The sequence below is a fragment of the Capnocytophaga cynodegmi DSM 19736 genome, assembly GCF_000379185.1.
Taxonomy (GTDB): Bacteria; Bacteroidota; Bacteroidia; order Flavobacteriales; family Flavobacteriaceae; genus Capnocytophaga; species Capnocytophaga cynodegmi.
In genome coordinates, this window is sequence record NZ_KB900715.1 from 157,621 (window position 1) to 173,348 (window position 15,728).

Sequence of the window (15,728 nt, forward strand, 5' to 3'; positions counted from 1 at the left end):
TTTTAAAACAATTCCAGTTGATTTTTGAAATACTTTTGCAAAGGCGGTTTGTTGGGTTGATTGTTTAACTTGCGATACAAATTCCGTACTTGTTTGCATAAGTGCATTATGATATTTTTTTCTCTTACGGGTTTGTAACCTGTACTTGGCAAAAGGTACGAACAAAGCAAAATATATCTTTCAGGGTCGTGTTCTCGCAAATATAAAAAAGTTGCCGTTCTGATGTACCTCGCACCCTCTTTTTCGTGGGTTAATTCAACCCCCGTAATCGGACACGATTTTTTAATTTTTTCGACCCCATTTTTTAACGAATTTTCGACCTCGTTTTTTTCTACTTTTTTAACCTCAAAATTTGATGTTTTTTTGTCCCTTTTTTCTTCATCTTCTAAACTCATATTTTCAGAACTTAAAACAACCTTTTTTTCAAGGTCTGTTTTTTTGATGTTACAATCTTCCCGTTTACTTAAAGGGTAATTTTGTAACATAACCCTATTTTTACTTGTATTTTCAGGGTCGGTAATTTTGTAACATTTTTCACTTTTTGAGGGCGAAAAATTGATATTATTTTGGTCGTTTTCAGGGTCGGTAATTTTGTAACATTTTGGGGTAATTTCATTGTTAAAAATCGCCTCTTTTTCGTGGTGCATTTTTCGTATAATTTGCCCCTTTTGATTGTCTGAAAAAGTGGTGTTTAATTCCTCTAAAAACTCCTTTGCTCGTTGTACTTGCATACGGGTCATATTTTGCCAAAATGCGGGGTTTCGCAGTTCGTTTAATCGTATCAAATCTTTTTCCGTAAGTTCGTTTGCTCGTAGTGAATTATCAATATTAACCACTTTTTCAAATTCCGATGTAACTACTTCAAAGGCTTTTTGTAGGTTATCGGTGCTGAGGTCGGCAAGTGTGTGTATAGGTACTCCTGCATTATGCAGTTTTTGCATTTTTATTACTTTAACCTCAACCCTTACCACTTCATCATATAACCCATATTGTTTGCCTTTGTTGTATAGTTTCAAGTAGTATTGACTATATCCAAACTCAAAGTAATTACGTCCGTGTTTGATAGTCGGGGCAAAGTTATTGCGGTGTGCCTGAATACCTTGCAAAAAATCAAAGGCACTAAACGGAATAACATTGTTCAACCCTATTTCAATATTTTGAAGTACGCACCCACCCGCCTGAACGTCCAACAACTTACAAAGATGTTTTATAACATTTTCTACTTCTGAAAGTGTAAATCGGTCGCCATTAAATCCGTTGTATTTTGCCGTCCATTCGGGGCGTGTGTTTCCGATAAGTTCGTTATGTAGTTTGTGTATGCTACCTTTAAGGATAAAACCACCATTATAGGGCTTTAATCGCATATTGTGGTACTTGTACACTTCTTTCACTACTTCGCCCGTGTAAGGGTCGGTTTCCTGTTCTACGTACAGAAATGCCCCACTTGTCAAAATCTGATGTAGTTTGTCGTTATCGGGGTATGATACGGATATTTTTATAAAATCTACCATATTTTCAAGGTTTTATGTTTTATGCCTTATGCTTATGGTTTACAACCTATTGCAATCCAAAATATCTTTTTATTTGAACTGAAATCATAGTTATTGCTAATGGCACGTCCATAGGGTAATAATTCGGATACTCCAAAATTGCTAATTTGGTGCGGTCGGTATTGAATACGAAAAATAACAAGGTATGTTTTTTGTAACGCCCGTAATAGTCTTTGCTCGATATATCGCCGTAATAGATTTGCGGGTGTGCGGTTCTGAAAAGCCCCGTGAGTACTTCGCCCCACTTGGCACGTGTGCCGTCTGCTTTACGTGGTGCGGGTTTGTACCAAAAGGCGACGTTTTCCGAACGATTGAAGTTGCGTTGTACAGATATATTGGCAAAGTCCAAAATATGCCGACTATTTGCGGTTTGGTGTATCTTTTCAAAGTGCGTAACTTCTTTGTATTTGTCTGATGTTTCTATTTTGGCAAACTGATGTATGTTTGCTCCGTTTAGGTTATTCATATTTATTTAATGATTAAAAGATTAAATGATTAAAAAAATTACTTGGATTTTGTTACTTGTTACTTGGTTCTTTGAACTTTATACTTTATCCTTGTTCCTTTTTTTTAAGACAAAAGCCCCCCTACGCCCCTATTTTGGGGGCTTTACCTACTTGTTATTTTTTGAATGATTATTTAACGAATTAGGGGCGGTAATTTTGTAACATTTTGCCCCTTGTGGTTACTTGGTGGGGTGCTGTTCTTTGAACTTTTGGATAAACTCGGTATAGGTTATTTCATCGTTCATAAATGAATAGTTGAGGTTTGCGTATTCGTCTGTAGGGTCTTTAAACCAACCTAATACATAGCAATCTAATTCATAATCAGGCGTGAAGTACAAATCGTTATGTACGTAATAAAACTTATCCGAAAATTTGTACAATTGCTTAGCCACTTCAAAATATTGCTTTTGGTCGTCTTCTGTAAAGTCTTTACCCCTTTCCAATATCGAAGCCAAAAGGCGGTAAAAAATGCCTGTATCGATTGGCTTTTTATCAAACTCTTTCAGGAAAAGGTTAAGGCGGTTCGTGACTTCGATAGCATCTAATGCCAATAACGAATATTTGAGGGCGTCTTTTTGGGTGTGCATTCCAAAATCATTCACAGGTATAAACGTACCGAATTCCTCATTTGTTTTGCCGTTGCGGTCTTTGATTGTCAAGGTTTGTCTTTCTAAAACTCTCATATTATTATTTTTAAATAGTTACTTAATTACTTTGGTTCTGAAACTTTGCGTAATCGAAAATATTATAACTTATGTTTTATTTTACAATGCAAAAATATAACCTTTAATTTATACAAACAAGTTATTTTATAACTTTTTATTTATTTTATTTCTCTTTTAATATATTATACGTTATATTTGCAGTCAAAATAATAACGTTATGTTACGGATTAAAGATATTTTAAAAGAAAAAGCATTGACGCAAAATGAACTTGCCGAAAAATTAGGGGTGTCTCAAGTGGCTTTAAATAAAGTAATTAACGGAAACCCTACGATTGAAACCCTTTTAAAAATCGCCAATGTTTTAGAAGTTGATGTAAGGGACTTAATCGAACCCACGACCTCAACGGCAACCACGCCTCTATATATCAAAGACGATAACGGCAACTTAGTTGAGGTGGGCAGTCTTAACAAGGATAAAGAGTAAAGGATAAAGTAACAAGTAATCAAAATCCAAGTAACAAGAACTTGAAACCTTGAACCTTGTAACTTTGAACTTTATACTTTTTTCCGTATCTTTGTCACGTTCGTACGCACAAAACTTTTCTAAAACACTTGGGGGCTTTTGCCCTCTTTTTTATGCTTTATTGTAGTTTTCAATCACTTTTAACAACTGACTTTCAGAGGTAATCAATTTTTGTTCAATCACTTGGGTTACAAACTTTTCAATATCTGAAATGCGTTGTAGTTGTCCACGTGTGGCAGTGTCTCTAATACCTTTTTCGTGTCTTCCAAATACTTTATTATTGATTTCACGGCTGTACAAGGCATAATTAGGCTCTTCGATAATAGTTGCGATGGCTCTATTCATAGGGGCAAACTCCGACCCCGCCAATATGCGGTTAAAAATAAGGCTGTCGGTTAGCCAAATTACCACCTTTGCGTAAATCAACGGGTTTAATTCCATTGCTAAAAGTACCCATATATAAGGGTCGGCATAGGTAGATTTATTTTCGCCCCTGCCTGTAGTTTTCCAAACTTTAAGACCTTTAAGGGTTTTTATAACACCCTCTTTTTCAACAAACTGCATAAAACTGATTATATTCATTTTTATGATACCTCTCTCATTTAAAAGATGATATACTCTTTCTTGAAAAGGTTTGGTTTTTACTATATCTTCTACTTGTCTATTAGACCACCCGTACTCAAATCTTGCAGTTTGATAGGCTTTCATCAGGTCGGTAACCGACAGGCTTTGTCCGTTCTTTGTATTTTGTTTGATAATCACGCCGAATAAATTGCGGTCAGCACTTTTCATTATTACGTTTGTTTTCATAATTCATTAGTTTTTTAGTTCAATAACGGCACTTTCTACCTCGTGGCGTTTGTAGTACACACGTCCGCCAATTCCGTATGATTTTAGTATGCCTTTGCGTGTCCAATTGTTTAGGGTCGTAAGGTTCACGCCTAACAAGTTAGCCACTTCACGGCGGGTTAAATACTCGGTGGGGGCTTTAGGCTGAAAATGTTTTTTGAGTTCGTTAATTTGGGACTGCACCACTTCCGAAAATTGTTCTTTGAGTTGCTCGGGGGTAATTTGAATAAATTGGATTGCTTCCATCGTTGAATAATTTTTTATGTTTTTCGATGGTGCAAAGGTCTATCATATGCAACCAAAAAAAAGGACACGTTACCCCCGCAGAAAGGTAACGTATCCTACAAATTGAATGAAATAAACTGAAAAGGTTATTTTTCCTCTTTCATTATACTTTTGAAGTCATTTTTTAGTTTTGTTAATAGTTTTGGTGGTGTAGGTTGCTCAAAGTTTTTTATTAGTTTATTTAGGAATTTCGGTTGTTTCTTGCGTTCGGGTGCGGTTGTTTTCGATATGATAACGCTGTAATTTTCCTTTGTTAGTTTGCTGTTTTTGTTGTTTACCACCTCAAAAACGGAATTAAAAACCTCAACAATATCAATGATACTATCTTTCAAAGTTCCTGTAAGTGTAAGGGCTTTGATTAACTCCATTGCTTCTCTTGGTGTGCCGTGCCACTGAATTTTTTTGAATGGTTGCGGTTCGGGGGTTTTTGTTTGCTCCTTAAAATTGTGGAGTAATTGATGTTCCGAAACAACGGGGGCGGGTTGGGCTTCCCCAAAATTGGGGACGGGTTGGGGGTCTTGGGTTGGTTCTGTTCGTTGCGGTTTTGGTTCGGATACGGGCAAAGGTAACGTTTCCTTTTTCGGGGAATTGCTTTCTGAAAGTGGGTTGTTATCCGTGTACAACTCTTCTGAAAGTAAAAACCTTACTATTTTTTCGATGTTTTTAGTGAAGTTTCTGTATTGATTTTTTTTAAAGATAATTGTTTTGGCTTCCTCGTTCCAAACAAAGAAAGTGTTTAGCACCCGACGAACTTCATAACTGAAATAGAAATCGCCTTTTTGATTGTTGGGATAATATACTTCCTTTTCCTTTTCGTATTCAAGGGATAATATTTGTGCAGGAGAGTCTTTGCTTATCAGTAGGTAATTTGTTTTGTTTGTTAAAAAATCGTGATATAATGAAATATCAAAAAAATTAGTTTGGTAACTTGTTGGTTCAAAAGGTTCAAAAACTTCATATTTTACCCAAAAACCTTTAAAATCAAGCCCGTTTATTCCATAATCAGCAAAAAAAGGGTAGTATATTTGTAAATATTCCTCTTTAAAATCTTTTTCTTCTCCGTACGGGCTTTGTAGTTCCAACCACTTTTTTAAATGGTTAGGGTAGTTGTCCATAAATTCTTTGTATGTTAAATAAAATTTTATTTCACTACTCGCAAGTAGTAAATTTGTGCTTTCTGTATTATGTATATCCATACCTCAACTTTTCTAAAACATTATTATTTTTTAATCGGCTCAAAATTCAGCCAATCGCAAGGGGTTGCCCTTAAATTATTGGTTTTTACGCCCTAAAATCATCGGAGGGCGGTTTTTTAAGGAGTTTCCGTAACAGAACCCCCATTAATATTGCATTTATGTAGTCATTTACTCTTTCATTTATACGAAATGCCGTTTTTGTATAAACGTGGTTACGCAATACCTCAACCCTCAACAATCTTTATAATACGTTCAATGGTTTGGCGTATGTTATCCGCAATTAGGTCAATAAAGGGGCGTTTGTCATTATCTATTTGGGCGGTTTCCAAAGTCCCGTAATATTTCAAACGGCTTTCCGTATCGCCTTTGAGTATCGCAATAGGGTAACCCCACCGCAACAATATCAAATTCATTAAAAGCCTCGAAGTACGCCCGTTGCCGTCTATAAAGGGGTGTATGGTTACTAATCGTTCGTGCATTTCGGAGGCTAACTCAATAGGGTGTAACGTATCTTTATTGTCATTGTACCACTGCATCAGTTTTTCCATTTCCAAAGGCACGGCGTAAGGTTGCGGGGGTACGTGCTTTGCTCCTGAAATCAATACGGGTACATTGCGATAACGCCCCGCATTGCTGTTGTCAATGCCTTTCAATATCAGGGCGTGTATTTCGGTTATTAGGCGTTCGGTTATCGGTTCGTTACCCTTTGCTATTTCTTTGATAAAGTCTATTGCGTGGGTGTGGTTCACGGCTTCCAAATGTTCGTTTAGGGTTTTGCCTCCAATGGTCAAGCCTTTTTCAATGACAAGGGCGGTTTCTTGGAGGGTTAAAGTGTTGCCCTCAATCTTGTTGCTTTCATAGGTGTACTCTATTTCAAGGGCTTTAACCACCTTTTCACTTTGTAAGGCTCTTAACTCATTGAGGCGGTTTTTAAGGTTATCTATTTCAGTGTATCTATTCATAACTATTTTATATTTAAGTCGTTCAATTGGTTTAGTTCTTGGATTAGTTCGGGTTTGGAAGTTAAGAAATCGACCATTTGTAAGGCAGTTTCGGCTTCATTTTTACCGATGTATTTTAGTAACATTGCTTCGGTAGAATGTCCCGTAACGTTCTTAATTATCGTAGTGGGTAACTTTCCGTATAGGTTGGTCGCAAACGACCGCCTACATACGTGCGAGGTTATAAACTCGTATTTTGGTAGGGTTACTTTTATGGTCCGTTTGTTACCTTTGCCCTCGTAATTACCTTTATCGTCTTTCTCTATGGCGTTGCCGTTGCGGTCAATCAGTACCGACCTTGTGTGTGTTATTGGAATATCAATACCCGCCAACTTACATACTTCTTTAATGTATTCGTTAAGACGTTGGATACTGATAGGATAAGGAAGCCCCGCATTTTTTATTTCTAATATTTCAGAATTAAGCCCCTCGATGATAGGAACGATAACTATTTTGCCTGTTTTTTGTTGTCTTATCCTAACTGCTGGAGTACCATTGTCCAAATAAGCATAGTTGGAATGGTCTATTTTTAAAAGGTCGCCCCCACGTTGTCCCAAATGACAACCCAACAAAAGCCACTTACGGGCGTTGTGTAGTTGTAAGTTTGTTATTTTGCAGTCTCTTATCTGTTGGAGTTCCTGAGGATTGAGGTATATAGGTAACTCTTTTTCGGGTGTACCTTTGGCTAATTTAGGCAGTTGGGGGCTTGTCTCAATGCCTAATGTATTTGCTTCGTTGCATACGGCTTTGAGGTTGTCCATTAGTTTGAGGGCGTAACTATCTTTATGCTGTCTTGTATTTATTAGCCAATCCAGAAAAAGGCGTTCAAACTTTAAATCTATATCCTTTGCCTTGTAATGCTTTCGGGTTTTGGATTGATAGGCGTTGAAAATGGTTTTTAATGTTTGATAGGATTTTACCCTACTTTGAGAAAGTCCCAATGTACCCCGTCCGTTTTTGCGTGTGTGGGCGGTTTGTATGATGTAATCGATAAGGTCAAGGATAAATGCACTTTGTCCCGTGTTGGGGTCGTCTATTCGTTTGAAAAAAATATCAATTTGAGTTTGTAGCCAATCGGCATTAACGGGGTCGCCTTGCTGTTGGGCTTGGTTTAGGCTGTTTTCAATGAATAGTTTTAAAGTGCTGAGGTCAGTTGCGAGGTTTTTATTTTCGGGACTTGTGGGCTTAGGTTCTTTCTTTTTGGCACTCCATTGGTCGGGGTCGATGAGTAAGCCCGTTTTTTTGATATAGTCTTTCCCACGTTGTAGGTTCAAACGTACGTATATGGTTGCGGGGTTGGTCTTACTTTTGACCAAAAATGTAACGGACGGCATAATATTACTTTTCTAAAACGATACAAAAGTAATAGTTCTTGTTGGACTTGTCAAGTCATCAAAAATCTTTCCCTACATTTTCCCTACATTTTCTGTTTTGCTTTCAACTTTATTGTATTATTTTGTATTATTTGTAACAATGTTTTTCAAGTTAGTTAATTGAATTACAAAACAATAACACTGATTTTAAAGAGAATACGAAAAGGGTAAAAATATAGGTGTCTTGTCCCGCTCCGAGTACAACAAAAAATCGTAATACTTTTATAATGAAAGTGTTGCGATTTTTTTATTCCAAGTCTTATAAAAAATACAATATCAGTAGTTTTTTATCACAAAAGCTATCAAAACAGAACATAAAAAATCACAGCAATTGAACTGTGATTTCCCACTTGATTTCTAGTAAAAAAAGGAATTATCTACATATTAGCCTATTTCTTTCTTTTCTTTTCATAATCAAAATACTTTTCTTTCTCTTTTCTAATTTGCACCAAGCGATAATTTTCAGTTGCAATAACAAAGCTAGTAAACTTATGATTTGTTTGGATTTCTTGCAATTTCTCAATGATACTTTCTGCTGTATTTCGGTTTTGAAGTCCGTGAACAACAAGCCAAGTTTCATCAGGGTTGTAAACATCTTCTGACACAGAAATTTTATCCGAAATAGTAGCCAACTTCTCAATAAGTTGCAATTTAACTTCTTCCCTATTTTCCGTAGAAACATCAGCAAGAACTACTTTCCAAGACCTCGTCTTTTCATCGGAAACAAACTCTTCTTTCTCAATATTATTCAATTCTTCCAATAATTCAGCAGCAAGTTTACTTTCATCTGTTTCAGGATAATTAACCTTAACTTGTTCAAGAGCTTCACGATAAGATACAACGCCATACAAACGAGCAATCGCATCAGCCTTTAACATTTCCAATTTGGGAGCTACCGCTGTTTCACGGAAAGAAAGTCTATTTTCGTCCAAATTTTGCAGAATTTCTAAAATTTTTCCTTTCTGAAAATCAGCTGTAAGCGTATCCAAAAGTTCTTGAGCTTTCTGGTCTTTCTGCTGTTGAGAAGATATATTTCCTTTCAAAATACTAACATAATCTGACTCTGGGAATTTGTTAAATAATTGATTTTTAAAATCTTCAGATTTTGAACTATTCAAATCGAGATAATTTTTATACAACTCATAGAGGGCTCCAACTTCTAAGTTAGCATCTGGATTGGCATTTAGCAAACTCTCCAAACGACTGATAGATAATTCATTGTCTCCAAATTTTGCTCTATATAAAACTCCTAATTGATATAAAGCCTGATTTCTATCTTTTTCTAATTGTATTATTTCAATTTCCGATTTTGGTAATTTTTCAACAAAAGATTCTGCTGTTACAAAATCATGCTCAATAGCAACTAACTCACTATCAAATTCTTCCAAAGATTGTGTAGTTGCTTTTTTTACCTTTGACGACCAGCGCCAATTATCTTCCAATGCACGATTTCCCCAATACTGCTGAAATTGTTGCTTCCCGTAGGCAATAGCCATCGGATTGTAAAAATAAAACTTCCCTCCTTGTTGCTCAGGAAGATTTTGAACATAAAATCCTGAACCTAAATCTTCTGCAGAAGTCATATTTTTTTGCTTCTGTTCTACAACCTTTTGCACGGAATCAATGTGCTTTTGGAAAAAACTTAATTGCTCCTCTTTGGATAATCTTGCTATTTTTATAATGCTATCATTCTGTTTTACAACATACTCAAGTTCCGTAATTTTAGCTAAATTTTCCTTTTTTCGCTCGATGTAAAGACGCTCAAAAGTATGTTCTGGAATATAAGCCAACGTACTATCCAAATGGTGGTATGCTCCTGTATAATCTTTTTGTTCAAACAGAATTTCTGCAAGTTGTTCGTGTGTTTTTGCTTTAAGAGAATTATTTTCTTTATTGTTTTTCAACGACTTACGATAGAAACTCGTAGCAATTACTTTGTTGTTTTCTTGAGTTAATGACCCGTGCATAAAATAAAGAACATCTAACAAATCCTTATGCTCATAACGTTTTTCTAATTTTGTTAAATATTCCAAGAATTCTTGTTTCTGCTCAGGAGAAAAATCTTTATTTCGAGCTTTTCCTGCTTGAGCTTCTACCCACAATTTCCGTGAAATTTTCCAGTTCAAATCAATAACTTTTTCATAGGCAACAACGGCGGAATCTCTCTGTTTTTGCTTCTCATAAAGCTGAGCAGCAATAAAATAATATCTTCCTCTGAGTAACTTATTTTTAGTAAACTTTCCTGCCAAGTAAAGGGCTTCAGCTGCGTTGGGATACATTTCTTGATTGATATACGCCTGACCTAACGTTGCATAAGCTTCTGCTTTATCATTTCTACGTAATTTTTCAGTCTCCAACAATTCGTGAAGTTTTTCTATAGCAATTTTATCTTTTCCCAACCGAAGATTTGTTTTCTGTGCCCAAATAGCCGCTTCGGGAATACGCTCACTTTTTCCGTAGTTTGTAAGTAAATGGTTAAAAGCCTCTAAAGCAGGAAGAAAACGTTCGTTGTAATAACGTGATTTTCCTAACAGAACGTATGCGTCATCAATTTTATAATTCCGTTGGACACCCTTGAAAACCATTGAATGCAGCTGAATTGTTTTGATAGCTTTTTCCTCCGCTCGTTCAAAATTTGGATTTTCAATACCATCTAATTGTATTTTTCCTGACATTTTGATAGGTTCCACAGGTAAAACCTCGCTAAAATTATCTTGGTATTGCTCTTGAAGTTCCTTTAATCCCAAATCAAAAGCCTCTTCACCATTGAAAAGAACATTATACTTGGTAACGATGGGTTGCATTTGCCGATTGTAGTACGTGTTTGCATTAGGAGTACACCCAAACACAAGCAACTGAATCACAGCAAAAAAAGAAAAATATTGAATACGTTTTTTCATTTTTTGTTTTATGAAAATCTTAATTGAACCACGAAGTTACTGCTTTTATTTCGAAAAAAAAAGACTTTTAATTTTTTATTAGGAAAAGATTTTATTCGCATTCCCATACAAAATCTTCTACTTTTGAATTAATTTCAGGACGAAATTCATAATGCCACCATTCGGAGTAAATCGACTTAAAATTGTGTTTATGCAAAATTTCTTTCAAAAGTTTTCGATTTTTCAACACTTCTTCAGGCAAATTTGTGTAAGTATGATGTGCTTCCTTTCCAAAAAAATCAAAAGGAGTTCCCATATCAAGCTCTTTTTCATTCATATCAACCAGAGTCAAATCCACTGCAGCTCCTCGATTGTGTTTTGAACCTTTGGCAGGATTTGCTACGTAATGCGTTCCTGGCAAAATTGCCCACATTTTTTTCTGCACTGAAAGAGGACGATAACAATCAAATAATTTAATACGAAAACCTAATTTTTTAAACTCTTCATTAGCAGCCAACAAAGCCTTTGCTGTAGCTTTACGCAAATAGCATTCAGGACAATCATATACCGCTTGTTTCAAAAAATTATCTTCAGTAGCATACTTGATATCCAAAATAAAATCATCTGATAAACTCTTGATATTCACAAAGTCGGTATGAGGTGATATTTTTTCTTCTTTTTTAGAAACATCAATCTCGTCATCTTCATTTTCTGTAATAAGTACATTATCAGCCTTATATATATTTTCTACTTTAACTATATCTATTTCCATTTTAGCAGAACGACTTTCCTTATTATTATTTTTACAAGAAAAAAATAACACAGAGAGGAAAAGAAGAAAAAGTACGTTTTTCATTTTCTGAATTTGATTTGTATTTTTCGCATTATTGTAACATCATTTGTGCTTTTTTGAGACTTTCGATGAGAAAATCTATTTCCTCAAAGGTATTATAAACTGCGAAACTTACCCGAATAGTCCCCGAAATGCCATAAAACTGCATTATGGGTTGAGCACAATGATGTCCTGTTCTGACGGCAATTCCCAACTTATCCAATATAGTACCTACATCATATGGATGTATTCCCTTCAAATTGAATGAAATAACAGATGTTCGCTTAGAAAGATTATCGTCTCCGTAAATTTCAATTCCATCAATAGTTTTGAGTTTTTGGGTAGCGTACTCTAACAACTTGTGCTCGTAATTTGCTATATTTTCAATTCCAAGTTCGTGAATATAATCTATTGCACTGCCAAAAGCGATTCCTCCACAAATATTGGGAGTTCCTGCTTCAAATTTATGTGGTAAATCGGCATAAGTAGAAGCTTCAAACCGAACTTCTTTAATCATTTCTCCCCCACCTTGATACGGAGGAAGTTTATTTAATAATTCTTCTTTGCCATAAAGTATTCCCACACCCGTAGGACCATACATTTTATGAGCAGATACAGCATAAAAATCAACATCAAGAGCCTGAACATCAGCTTGAATATGTGGAGAGGATTGAGCACCATCTACCAAAACCACAGCTCCTCTTTCGTGAGCCTTTTCAATGATAATTTCAATAGGGTGTATGTTACCTAACGCATTGGAAACGTGCTGCACACATACTAATTTTGTTCGATTGGTTAACAATTTATCAAATGCATTGAGGTCTAAAATTCCCTTTTTATCCATTGGAATGACTTTCAAAATTGCACCACTTCGCTCACAGGCAAATTGCCAAGGAACTATATTACTATGGTGCTCTGATGCAGAAATGATAATTTCATCTCCCTCAGTCAAAATTGAAGCATATCCATTGGCTACCAAATTAATGGCTTCTGTAGTTCCAGAAGTAAAAATAATTTCAGATGACTTTTTTGCATTAAAATGACGTTGTAACTCCACACGAGCCTTCTCATAAGCATCTGTAGCTTCTTGACTGAGCGTGTGTACACCTCGATGAATATTCGCATTCAAAAAAGAATAGTAATGTACGATACTATTTATCACTTGAACAGGCGTTTGTGATGTAGCTGCATTATCAAAATATATCAGAGGCTTACCATTTATTTTTCGTTCCAGTATAGGAAAATCTTTTCGGATTTCTTCAATAGGTTTCATCAGTGATTGATTTAAATTCTACAGAAGCAAAAGTATTTATTTTTTTATGATATTTATAACGAATTGAAAATAAAATGTAACTTTGTGGCTCAGGCGTGGCTGAAGGTAAATCATATTTTTGATACTTTTATCCACAATTGTAAGATTTCATTCATATATAGTTGATAACTAATTTTTAATACATAAAATGCCTTTATTTTATTTACAACCTATTTCAAATTCAATCACTTCGCAAGAATACAAACAGCAACAAATTGGTTTTCAAATTAAAAGACATATTTTGGAAGACGGATTACCTGATTTGGAAGGAGTTAAAATTGCATTTATCTGTATTGAAAATTCAGCTCAAAAAATGACCAATTTTCGGAAGAAATTATATTCCCTTTATGTAGGAAATTGGAATTTCACGATAGCAGATTTAGGAAATTTGATAGAAAGTCCTTCGGTAAAGGACACTTACTTTGCTATCAGAGAAATGGTCAGCTATCTTGCAAAAAAAGGAATTACTTTAATCGTGGTTGGTGGCGAACAGCATTTAACATACGCCTTGTACCGAAGTTTTGATGAGTTAGAACAAATGGTAAATTTGGTAAGCGTTGATGCAAAATTCGACTTTAATGATGAGGAAGAACTATTTTCAGAAAACTCTTATTTTAGTAAAATCCTGACAGAAAGCCCCAATAACTTATTCGACTTCACCAACTTAGGTTATCAATCTTATTATGTGGCACAAGAAGAGTTAGATTTGCTCGACAAAATGTGCTTCGATGCCTACCGATTAGGAAATGTGGTAAATGACTTACCTTCAATCGAACCAGCGATGCGTGATGCAGACCTTGTAAGTGTGGATATGACAAGCGTTCAAGCTCGTGATGTAAATAGCGAAACGGGCTACGTGAATGGATTTTCGAATCGAGAAATTTGTACTATTTCTCGTTATGCAGGTATCAGCAATAATGTACAAGTTTACGGAATTTTTAATATCCCACAAACGGAATTGGCTTCGGAATTAGTAGCTGAAATGATTTGGTATTTCTATGAGGGATATAATTTCAGAATCAAAGAATTACCTATTGTTAATGATGACAACTATACAAAATATATCGTTCCAATTGATGATGTTCAAATCGAATTTTTTAAAAGCAATGCCACAGGTCGTTGGTGGATGAAACCAGGAAGTGATAAATTTTCAGGACACCAAAATCACTTACCTTTAGGCTTGATGCCTTGCAATCAAAAGGAATATATCGAAGCAACTCAAGGAATTATACCTGAAAGATGGTGGAAATCTTACAGAAAATCAATGCAATAAATGGAATTAGCAAACAATGGTTTACTGCTGTTTCTCACTTTTTAGCCGAACGACAAATGTGCTCCCCTTACCTTCTTCGGAAGTCAGAGAGATTGTTCCGTTGTAAGATGAAACAATACTTTTCACCATCGCAAGTCCCAAACCACTTCCTGTAGATTTAGTAGTAAATTTTGGCTCAAAAATCTTATCCATATTTTCTGAGGAAATGCCTATACCATTGTCACTTACAGATAGTTCAACAAAATCATCTGATTCTTCCAAAGAAACGATAATATTTCTATCAACCTGACCTTCAGTTGCTTGTAAGGCATTTTTCACTAAATTAGTTACAACACGTCCCATTTGGTCTTTATCAAATAAAACCACAATTTCCTTTTCTGGGCAGGCAAATGTAATATGCTTAGAATCGAAAATATCCAACGTTCTTTTAACTATCGGAACGATATTAAAGTATTCATCATTTTTATCGGGCATATTGGTCAAAGCAGAAAAAGCTGTTGATATATTACTCAGAATATCAATCTGTTGAATCATTGATTCACAAAATTCATTTACTTCCTCACTATTTTCAGGCTGCTTTCCGAACTTTCGTTGAAAACTTTGTACCGAAAGCCGCATCGGGGTAAGAGGATTTTTTATTTCGTGAGCCACTTGTTTAGCCATTTCTCTCCAGGCTTGTTCTCTTTCGGACTTGGCTAACAGCACTTTACTATTCTCAATTTCATCAATCATACTATTATAAGCTCCTACTAACTGACCTATTTCAGTACTTGGCGATTTAAGTATAATTTTTTCATTCCGTTCCAAAAGACGAGTTCTTTCAAGTCTATTTTCAATGGTTTTCAAGGACTTAGTTATATAAGATGAGATAAAATACGCCAAAATCAGTGCTAAAACCAACAATGAAAAATACACCATTGAAAGATTGTACAAAGACCCTTCTAAAGCTCTTTCATTGAACGTATCGTTTTCAAAATAAGGAATATTTAAAACGGCAATTGGTTTAAACTGCAAGTCATTTACGTAGCCATACGAAGTCTGATAACCTCTGCCTTCCAGCTCTTTATGCTCAGAAAAACGTTTATCAATATTTGTTGAAAGTTGTTGTAAAATTTCCTTTGAAATTTTCAAAGTATCCTTTTTATTACCAATTACGGCTCGTGAACTTTTTAGGAGATTTCCATTAAAATCATATAAATCAAAGTTTACGTTTAAAATATTAGCAATATTATATATTGACTCCCTGAAAATCAAAGGAATATACGATGTTTCAACTGGATATGTAGTTTGTGAAAGAACATACTGAATTTGGGTTTTGATTTGGCTTTCCTTGTCTATCAATCGCTCATCGTGATATTCCACAGCTTGTTTTTGATATTGAAGAATCATCACCACTGCAATAGTAGCAAAGGCAATCAACACCAAAAAAGTCATACTCAGAAAGATACGCAACCGAAGTGAATTTTTCTTAAACATACCAAAAC

Annotated in this window: 14 protein-coding genes; 2 read left to right on the forward strand and 12 right to left on the reverse strand. The window is 35.3% G+C overall.

The window, feature by feature from the left end:
• Nucleotides 1–2: 2 nt before the first annotated feature.
• The 3 genes from YW9_RS0106000 to YW9_RS0106010 form a co-directional block, all read right to left on the reverse strand.
• The gene (locus YW9_RS0106000; RefSeq protein WP_018279285.1) at nucleotides 3–1,511 is read right to left on the reverse strand and encodes a hypothetical protein; all 1,509 of its coding nucleotides are present in this window, start codon (nucleotides 1,509–1,511) and stop codon (nucleotides 3–5) included.
• 46 nt (nucleotides 1,512–1,557) lie between these two features.
• Nucleotides 1,558–2,016, reverse strand: coding sequence for a hypothetical protein (locus tag YW9_RS0106005; RefSeq protein ID WP_018279286.1), 459 nt, complete (start codon nucleotides 2,014–2,016; stop codon nucleotides 1,558–1,560).
• 219 nt (nucleotides 2,017–2,235) lie between these two features.
• Nucleotides 2,236–2,739, reverse strand: a complete 504-nt coding sequence (locus tag YW9_RS0106010) for a hypothetical protein (protein ID WP_018279287.1) — start codon at nucleotides 2,737–2,739, stop codon at nucleotides 2,236–2,238.
• 199 nt (nucleotides 2,740–2,938) lie between these two features.
• Between YW9_RS0106010 and YW9_RS12585 the strand changes: the two genes are divergently transcribed.
• Nucleotides 2,939–3,205, forward strand: coding sequence for a helix-turn-helix domain-containing protein (locus tag YW9_RS12585; protein WP_018279288.1), 267 nt, complete (start codon nucleotides 2,939–2,941; stop codon nucleotides 3,203–3,205).
• A 150-nt stretch (nucleotides 3,206–3,355) separates the two neighbouring features.
• Here YW9_RS12585 and YW9_RS0106020 read toward each other — a convergent pair whose 3' ends face one another.
• The 8 genes from YW9_RS0106020 to YW9_RS0106055 form a co-directional block, all read right to left on the reverse strand.
• Nucleotides 3,356–4,054, reverse strand: a complete 699-nt coding sequence (locus YW9_RS0106020) for a hypothetical protein (RefSeq protein WP_018279289.1) — start codon at nucleotides 4,052–4,054, stop codon at nucleotides 3,356–3,358.
• A gap of 6 nt (nucleotides 4,055–4,060) precedes the next feature.
• Complete coding sequence (locus YW9_RS0106025) at nucleotides 4,061–4,339, reverse strand: helix-turn-helix domain-containing protein (protein WP_018279290.1); 279 nt, start codon at nucleotides 4,337–4,339, stop codon at nucleotides 4,061–4,063.
• Between the two features lie 125 nt (nucleotides 4,340–4,464).
• Nucleotides 4,465–5,574, reverse strand: a complete 1,110-nt coding sequence (locus YW9_RS0106030) for a hypothetical protein (RefSeq protein ID WP_018279291.1) — start codon at nucleotides 5,572–5,574, stop codon at nucleotides 4,465–4,467.
• Nucleotides 5,575–5,798: 224 nt separating this feature from the next.
• A complete protein-coding gene (locus YW9_RS0106035; RefSeq protein ID WP_018279292.1) occupies nucleotides 5,799–6,536 on the reverse strand; it encodes a Fic family protein in 738 nt (245 codons plus the stop codon).
• 2 nt (nucleotides 6,537–6,538) lie between these two features.
• Nucleotides 6,539–7,909 carry a tyrosine-type recombinase/integrase gene (locus YW9_RS0106040; RefSeq protein ID WP_018279293.1) on the reverse strand — a complete coding sequence of 457 codons (1,371 nt, stop codon included), beginning with the start codon at nucleotides 7,907–7,909 and terminating at the stop codon, nucleotides 6,539–6,541.
• A 428-nt stretch (nucleotides 7,910–8,337) separates the two neighbouring features.
• Entirely contained in the window at nucleotides 8,338–10,848 is a 2,511-nt protein-coding gene (gene porW, locus YW9_RS0106045; RefSeq protein WP_018279294.1) for a type IX secretion system periplasmic lipoprotein PorW/SprE, read from the reverse strand.
• A gap of 91 nt (nucleotides 10,849–10,939) precedes the next feature.
• Nucleotides 10,940–11,683: a M15 family metallopeptidase gene (locus tag YW9_RS0106050; RefSeq protein ID WP_235697823.1), complete on the reverse strand. Its 744-nt coding sequence runs from the start codon at nucleotides 11,681–11,683 to the stop codon at nucleotides 10,940–10,942.
• A gap of 28 nt (nucleotides 11,684–11,711) precedes the next feature.
• Nucleotides 11,712–12,932 carry an aminotransferase class V-fold PLP-dependent enzyme gene (locus tag YW9_RS0106055; protein WP_018279296.1) on the reverse strand — a complete coding sequence of 407 codons (1,221 nt, stop codon included), beginning with the start codon at nucleotides 12,930–12,932 and terminating at the stop codon, nucleotides 11,712–11,714.
• A gap of 187 nt (nucleotides 12,933–13,119) precedes the next feature.
• Between YW9_RS0106055 and YW9_RS0106060 the strand changes: the two genes are divergently transcribed.
• Nucleotides 13,120–14,244, forward strand: a complete 1,125-nt coding sequence (locus YW9_RS0106060) for a formimidoylglutamase (protein ID WP_018279297.1) — start codon at nucleotides 13,120–13,122, stop codon at nucleotides 14,242–14,244.
• Between the two features lie 21 nt (nucleotides 14,245–14,265).
• On the opposite strand, the gene YW9_RS0106065 is transcribed toward YW9_RS0106060, so the two are convergent.
• Nucleotides 14,266–15,720: a sensor histidine kinase gene (locus YW9_RS0106065; RefSeq protein ID WP_018279298.1), complete on the reverse strand. Its 1,455-nt coding sequence runs from the start codon at nucleotides 15,718–15,720 to the stop codon at nucleotides 14,266–14,268.
• Nucleotides 15,721–15,728: the final 8 nt, after the last annotated feature.

What these genes read in the sequence shown, in the direction of transcription:
- YW9_RS0106000 (WP_018279285.1), bottom strand. Translation starts at nt 1,511, where the DNA reads ATGGTAGATTTTATAAAAATATCCGTATCATACCCCGATAACGACAAA.
- YW9_RS0106005 (WP_018279286.1), bottom strand. Translation starts at nt 2,016, where the DNA reads ATGAATAACCTAAACGGAGCAAACATACATCAGTTTGCCAAAATAGAA.
- YW9_RS0106010 (WP_018279287.1), bottom strand. Translation starts at nt 2,739, where the DNA reads ATGAGAGTTTTAGAAAGACAAACCTTGACAATCAAAGACCGCAACGGC.
- YW9_RS12585 (WP_018279288.1), top strand. Translation starts at nt 2,939, where the DNA reads ATGTTACGGATTAAAGATATTTTAAAAGAAAAAGCATTGACGCAAAAT.
- YW9_RS0106020 (WP_018279289.1), bottom strand. Translation starts at nt 4,054, where the DNA reads ATGAAAACAAACGTAATAATGAAAAGTGCTGACCGCAATTTATTCGGC.
- YW9_RS0106025 (WP_018279290.1), bottom strand. Translation starts at nt 4,339, where the DNA reads ATGGAAGCAATCCAATTTATTCAAATTACCCCCGAGCAACTCAAAGAA.
- YW9_RS0106030 (WP_018279291.1), bottom strand. Translation starts at nt 5,574, where the DNA reads ATGGATATACATAATACAGAAAGCACAAATTTACTACTTGCGAGTAGT.
- YW9_RS0106035 (WP_018279292.1), bottom strand. Translation starts at nt 6,536, where the DNA reads ATGAATAGATACACTGAAATAGATAACCTTAAAAACCGCCTCAATGAG.
- YW9_RS0106040 (WP_018279293.1), bottom strand. Translation starts at nt 7,909, where the DNA reads ATGCCGTCCGTTACATTTTTGGTCAAAAGTAAGACCAACCCCGCAACC.
- porW (WP_018279294.1), bottom strand. Translation starts at nt 10,848, where the DNA reads ATGAAAAAACGTATTCAATATTTTTCTTTTTTTGCTGTGATTCAGTTG.
- YW9_RS0106050 (WP_235697823.1), bottom strand. Translation starts at nt 11,683, where the DNA reads ATGAAAAACGTACTTTTTCTTCTTTTCCTCTCTGTGTTATTTTTTTCT.
- YW9_RS0106055 (WP_018279296.1), bottom strand. Translation starts at nt 12,932, where the DNA reads ATGAAACCTATTGAAGAAATCCGAAAAGATTTTCCTATACTGGAACGA.
- YW9_RS0106060 (WP_018279297.1), top strand. Translation starts at nt 13,120, where the DNA reads ATGCCTTTATTTTATTTACAACCTATTTCAAATTCAATCACTTCGCAA.
- YW9_RS0106065 (WP_018279298.1), bottom strand. Translation starts at nt 15,720, where the DNA reads ATGTTTAAGAAAAATTCACTTCGGTTGCGTATCTTTCTGAGTATGACT.